Origin of the sequence: Sphingomonas sp. STIS6.2 (genome assembly GCF_000732685.2) — a bacterium.
Lineage (GTDB): Bacteria > Pseudomonadota > Alphaproteobacteria > Sphingomonadales > Sphingomonadaceae > Sphingomonas > Sphingomonas aerolata.
The window spans coordinates 1-6380 of the sequence record NZ_JPDP02000085.1; the positions used below are offsets into that span (position 1 = coordinate 1).

5 protein-coding genes are annotated in these 6380 nt (G+C 58.2%); all 5 read right to left on the minus strand.

Annotation, left to right across the window (positions count from 1 at the left end):
* On the minus strand, nucleotides 1-123 hold a 123-nt coding region (locus sphst_RS12115; protein ID WP_267895122.1), incomplete at its 3' end, for a transposase.
* Nucleotides 124-590: 467 nt separating this feature from the next.
* The gene (locus sphst_RS12120) at nucleotides 591-1607 is read right to left on the minus strand and encodes a ParB/RepB/Spo0J family partition protein (protein WP_031393538.1); all 1017 of its coding nucleotides are present in this window, start codon (nucleotides 1605-1607) and stop codon (nucleotides 591-593) included.
* Nucleotides 1608-1685: 78 nt separating this feature from the next.
* Nucleotides 1686-2888, minus strand: coding sequence for an AAA family ATPase (locus sphst_RS12125; protein ID WP_031393537.1), 1203 nt, complete (start codon nucleotides 2886-2888; stop codon nucleotides 1686-1688).
* 163 nt (nucleotides 2889-3051) lie between these two features.
* On the minus strand, nucleotides 3052-4200 hold the full coding sequence (locus tag sphst_RS12130) for a replication initiation protein (RefSeq protein ID WP_031393536.1): 1149 nt from the start codon (nucleotides 4198-4200) through the stop codon (nucleotides 3052-3054).
* An 830-nt stretch (nucleotides 4201-5030) separates the two neighbouring features.
* Complete coding sequence (locus sphst_RS12135; RefSeq protein ID WP_031393535.1) at nucleotides 5031-6149, minus strand: Fic family protein; 1119 nt, start codon at nucleotides 6147-6149, stop codon at nucleotides 5031-5033.
* Nucleotides 6150-6380: the final 231 nt, after the last annotated feature.

Sequence of the window (6380 nt, forward strand, 5' to 3'; positions counted from 1 at the left end):
CCAGCGTAGCCCGTTGCGATTGACGAAAACGATGCCGCTGAGCACCCGCCGATCATCGACCCGAGGCCTGCCATGGCTCTTGGGAAAATACGGTTGCAGACGCGCCATCTGCTCATCCGTCAGTTAGTACAGGTCGCTCATCCACGCTCTTCTTACGGAGCCTGAATCAGATCGCGCCTCTCACATCAATGCGTCCTGACCCTAAGGCCCCAAACGTACTCCTGCCGCCTTCGTATGCCGGCTCCATACCCGTAGCTGCTATCGAGCGCCCGATCTCTCACGCCCGCTACCCGCTGCCGTAGTTGCGTGGAAGGGCCAAAGCGGCACCGTCGCTTTTGACGGCCTACTTGAGTCGAATTGGCACAGATGCCCGCGGATAGGACCGCCCAGATAACCGTGTGTGACCCTCAGATCCGCGCCATACGCACAGGCTTGCCTTTAGCGAAGTCAACATCGCGATCCACGGGTTACGGATGACGGAGCGCAGGGAATGTTCCTTGCGGAGCGTCCGCTCAATTGCTTCCGGCCAGGACGGAAGGTCGGTAGCGTCCCGAACTCAGTGAACGGTGCTCGCCTCGTCGGCCCCTCGCTTACGCCCAATAGAGATCCAGTACCTCGCGGATCGCGCGCTCTGCGTCCTCACGCGATGCGCCGCCGTTGTTCAGAAGCGTAAGCCGCACGCCCTTCCGGTCCGCACCCTCGACTTTAAGTACCGGCTTCCCTCCCTCGCTCGAAACGGTCGTTGTCGTCGATCCTGACTTCTTGGGGGATCCTGACCTTTTGGGGGGATCAACCGCTAAGGTCAGGGCTTTGATCACTTCCAGCACCGGCATGGGCTGTCCGCCCTCTTCTTGCGCCTTGGCAAGACGCCCCGCTTCCTTGAACGCACGCTCCCTACGATCCTCCGGCTTCAGCAAAGACTTGAGTGCGATCGCGTTGCGGACTCCCAGTTCTTGAGTCTCGGTAAAGGCCCTCGTCAGCTCCGTCGGTAGCCGGGCCAGATCGAGGTAACGCGTCAGCCAGCTTTCAGAGACTTTGAGGCGTTCGGCCATCGTCTTCTGGCGCCCCTCATAATAGGCATCGAGCGCTCGTAGATAATCCCTAGCGCGCTCTAGATCGGTTAGATCGTCCCGCGCACGGTTCTCAATATCTGCAAGGCGAAACGCTTCCTCGTCACCGATCTCGCGGACGTCAATCAGGAACTTGAATTCCGGATAGTTGTGCGACCGCAGCCAGCTGATGGTCCAATGCCGGCGTGCGCCGCATATCACTTCGAAGTCGTAATTTGGATCGCCCACGACACGACGAACGATTGCCGGAATTTCTTGCCGGCCTTGCGCCTTGATGCTTTCGATCAGGTCCTCACAGCGCTGCTCGTTGAGCAGACCGTATTCACGGTTATGCCCGGCCCACATGCGGCAACGGGCCGGATCGACCAGCTCATGGGTGCGCGTCACCACCGCACCTGATGCAAGATCAGCAAGTCGATTGGTCCTACCGGTCAAGACGTTCGTTGCAATGCCGGACCGTCGCGCTGGTGCCGCCTCGCTCGTAAGGTCAATTCCAGCCGCGAGATCAGCGGCGAAGCTGCTGTTTTTCCTGCTCATGTGAGCCTCCCTTCGCTCGCAATTGTACGCATGCGATTCATGTTCTACGGAAAATTGCACGCGTGCAATTTCCCTTGCTCATGCCAGCGCGGCCTCGCGCAAGCGCTTCTGATGGCTTGGCCACATCGACCGTATATCGACCTCGATTTCGCCGTTCACGCCGTCCAGATACGCAAGGCAGCGGTTACGAACTGCAGAGCTGGTTGCCGGCCCATTGAGTTCATAAACCGTCATCAACCGAGCGGTCGCGTTATCGATCTCGGCGGAATCCTTGAGCGGCGTGCGCACCATCGCATGGCCAAACAGCGTCCGCATCAGGTTTAAAAGCTCCTTCTGCATCGACTTGTTCTCGTCGACCTTCGACGCGACAAACCGGAGGAACCGCAATTCAGGCGCTAGACCGCGTTCAGCAAGCTGCTCGATCGTCTCGTCCAGCATTGAAAGAAAGGCAGCTGTGGAGGAGAAATCCATAACTGTTGGCGGCACGGGCACGACCAATGAATTTGCCGCGCGCAGCACCGACAGAGAAATCGCACCCAGGGCGGGTGGGGGATCCATTACGATCACATCGAAGCGATCCGAGATGCTTTCGATCCCTTCTCTCAACCGATCAAGCAAGCCCCCGCTACCGCGCGCCATGCGTGCCGCGAGCTCATATTCGGACTGGAACAACCTCAAGTTCGCCGGGATAAGCTCTAGGCCGTCGAAATGAGTTTTGCGGAGCGCATAGTCGAGAGATGTTCGCTCCCCCTCGCGAAGAAAGGGGTAAAGTGTGTCGTCTTCGTCAAGATCGAGGTCGGGCACATAGCCGAACAAAGTGGTCGCCGACGCCTGACTGTCGCAGTCGATGAGTGCCACCCGGTACCCGCGGATTGCAAGATATTGCGCCAGATGCACCGCGAGCGTCGACTTACCGACGCCACCTTTAAAGTTTTGCACGGCGACAACGCAGCATGGATCTTCGGGGCTGCGATACGGTCGAGTCCCAAACACACCGCGCATGTCATTGAGTTGTGCGAGCGTATACTTTTCGCGTCGATTGTTCTCAGTCCGCATTGGCTCCGGCAGGCGCCCGTCCTTCTCTGCATCGCGAATCGCCGCCGCGGTCCGGCCGACGAGCTCGGCCGCTTTGCCGATTGTGAAGGTCGGTTCGCGACGATCATCGCTTCTGGCGCTCCGTGCCGAGTCCCGCAGCCTTTCTAGGACCGAAGATGTGCGGTTCGCTAAGGTCGCAACGGATACAAGGCGATCAGCTTCCTCTAGTTCAAGACTATTTGACATGCTCCCGCCTTTCGCATTGCTGGGCATGGTATACGGAATTGCGATTTTTAGTCAATAAATTATCATATTTCGAAAGTTCAGCGCTTTCTTGGCTCATTTCCGACGGCTTGAGCGCTAACCTGACTCTATGGGGGAGGCGAAAATTGCACGCGTGCAATTTTTCTCAAATCGCGCGCCCCCGCCTTGTCACCCAACTTTCGCAGAATCCTTTCCAAGCCGCGGCAAGCTTCACCCCGCGAAGCTTCTCGACTCGCTCGCCCATATGCTCGCGAAATCCGTTCGCTATCATATCGATGTCCCAACCGCCCCCATGTGTCCGACCGATTGCCAATAGTTCATCATGGCCGAAGCGGATCGACCCGCGAGGAAAGGTTTTCTCTTCCGGTTTAGTGAGCGCGTTGGTCAGCGTAGCGACGGCCCCCTGCTCTACCAATAGAGTCTCGACCGTCCCATAGCGTCGTTCTCGGCGGCCACGGGAATGGCGATCAAGCTCATCGACCGTTTCCATAACTGCCGGCGGACTTTTCGGCTCGAACTGAAATTCGATCTCGGCCACCGTCCGTCCCTGGCGAATCTCGCGCCACTCGACACGAAAATGGGCAAGCTGATCAATCTCGGCCTTCGCCTTTTCAAGCACCTTGCGGCGCAACTGAGCGAAGTCAGTGTAAACTTCAGGCGGTATCCCCAGTGCGGCGCGAAGCGCTGCCATGTCTCCCCGCCAAGTCGCCTGCCTCCGATGTAGACGCAGGGCCCCGAGCTCATACAACCGCAACGCGTAGTTGGACCTGAAGCCGAGCACTGCTTGCCGGTTCAGCACGGCATAGGTTTCCGATGCCTGGATCATCTTGCGAGCGTCTGGCGTGAACTCCCATTCGATCCAGCCGGCTTCGCCTCCATCCTCTTCGGTCTCTTCGCGCGACCGCGAGATGAGCGAGAAGCGAAGTGTCGCCTTCTTACCCCGCCAGGATTTATCATCGACGGCGAACAATGTCCGATGAAGTTCCTCCAACATGTCCGTGATTCGCTCGTTACCCTTATGGCCCCGCCTAATGTCAGCCTTTCTAATTCGATGCGGCTTATCTTCCCACGCATCACCCCCAGCTGTTAGGATCATGAGCGCCAGCAAACGAGATGCTGTAAGGCTCAGCGACTCGCCTTTGACGAACTTAACCTCAATGATATTACCAGGCTTAGCGAACTCATTGCCACCTTTAGCCCGCAAAGCCGCGGCTACGCGCATCGCTCGACCAGGCGAGACCTCATCTGTTACGGGTTCGGCTTCTTCGGCTATTTGGCCTGCTTCGGATTCCATGCCATCATACGATCAAAAATAGGTCAGCGGAAACTGTCTGCTGCCTGACCTGACCTCATGCGTCAAGGCAGGTCAGGATGAGTTTTCGCTGTTGCGCCCCCATTCGGTCAGGAGAGGGTCGTAGCTCCAGAGGTTTAAAAGCGAAGAGATCTACTGAGTCGCAAACTGCAGTCTAAAAGCGACACTAGTCTGGCATTGTGTCCCGTCCTGCGGAGTTATTCGACCCAAAGTTTCGCGTGATGGTGCATGGCGCGTCATCCCCCACAAGGTCAGGGTACCCCAAGGGGTCAGGCATCCTCCCCCGCGAGGACAGGATTGAGCCCCCGCCCGGTCAGGGAAAATCCCCCATCAGGTCAGGCAAACCGAGCTACTTTGTTGAAACCACTCGGCTTTTTCGCTCTGAATTAGAATCAATTGAATTATGAATCCTTCCGCTGCACGCAGCGGCATTTTTAAATATGACGTTTTGAAAGAAAGTTGATGGTTCGCGTAACCAACTGAACCGAGCCTAACGATCGCCATTTAGCCGAGCGGCAGCGACGCGCGAAAGGGGAGGGGGCTGAGCTAGCAAGCAGGACGTGAAACCATGCCGCTTAATGCCGATACCACGGTTGATATAAAGGCGGTGTGGGCTCATGCCGCCTGAGCTTGCGCCATTTGACCTTGATCCGCTGCTTTACCCCCATGGTTCAACTGATCGGTCTCCTGCCTACGCGCGATCGTGAAGATTTACGGCAAGATGTCGGCGGAAGTGACCGGATTTGGCGTCGCGTGCATGCAACTAATTTACGCGCCGCCGGCTTGCTTGAGCGTGAGCACGGCCCACTCCATCACACCGCCCCATCCACAAACAGCGCAACCAGCTGATGGTTGATATAATAGTTGTTCCGCCCGATCCTGTGCTTGGTGAGCAAGCCTCCCTCCGCCAGCTCGTCGAGATATTTCGTCGCGGTCGGGCGCGACACAGTCAGCTCGGTCTGCACATAATCGATTCGTGTATAAGGGTGGCGGAACAGGTTGTTGAGCAGGTCCTGCGAATAGATCCGGGCGTGGTCGGCGCGCAGGCGCTGCTTGAAACCGGCCATTAAGCCGTGGATTGCTTCGATCAAGCGAAGCGTCTCCTGCGCGGTTTCAGCGACGCCGCGCAGCATGTAGAGCAGCCACGGTTCCCAATCGCCGGTATCGCGCATCGATTGCAGCAGCCGGTAATAGTCCGCCTTGCTGCTGGTAATGAACCGGCTGAGGTACAGGATCGGGATGTCGAGCAGCCCGGTCCGAGTCAGGTACAGTACGTTGATGATCCGCCCGAGCCGTCCATTGCCGTCGGGGAAGGGGTGGATGCTTTCGAACTGGTGATGGATGATCGCCATCTTGACTAGCGGGTCGAGATCGCTGTGCCCGCGCCCGCCAAGCCCGTCTTCCCCGATGGCGTCGTCGTTGATGAAAATCTCCAGCGCGTTCATGTGAGCAATGATCGCATTGGCGTCCTGCGGCGGGATATAGACCATCGCGCCGGTCTGGTCATTCTTGAGCGCAGTGCCCGGCGTCGCGCGAAACCCGCTGTCGGTGCGCTTAAGCATCTGGAACATGGTGATGATCATGGTGTTGGTCAGCAGCCCGCCCAGCCTTTGCTGTTCGCTGAAGCCGTGGCGCAGCGCATCGGCATAAAGCGCGACTTCTTTCGCCGCGGGGGACGACGGATTCTCGGGGAAGGCGCGCGCCTGGAACAGCTCGTCCTGCGTGGTGACAATATTCTCGATCTCGGAGCTCGCCTTTGCTTCCTGCATCGCGAGCGTGTCGATCAGAATTCCCTGGTTGGGGATCGACGCGGCGCGGCCCTTCAGCTCGGCAAGGTGGCGGTGCGCCTGCGCGAGCGCACGGAGCACCGCAGGCGTCTCCTCCAGCCCCGGCGGGGGCAGGGCGGGAATGGTGTAGCTAGGCGTCAGCATGGGGCAGGGATGTCGATCAACATTCTGCCGAAGAGTTTGCACATAGTCCGTGACGTGTAAAGAAAACTGCGTTTTATTGACACGTCGTCCGAATGTGTAAAAACGCGGGCGTTATTTTGCGGGGACGGTGATGTCCACGAACCGCTGGCGAATCAACTCGGTCACCTACGCGTTTTTTGGCGAACCGTTCCTCCAGCGTCGCCTTCACCGCGGCAAACCGTGCGGGGGGGG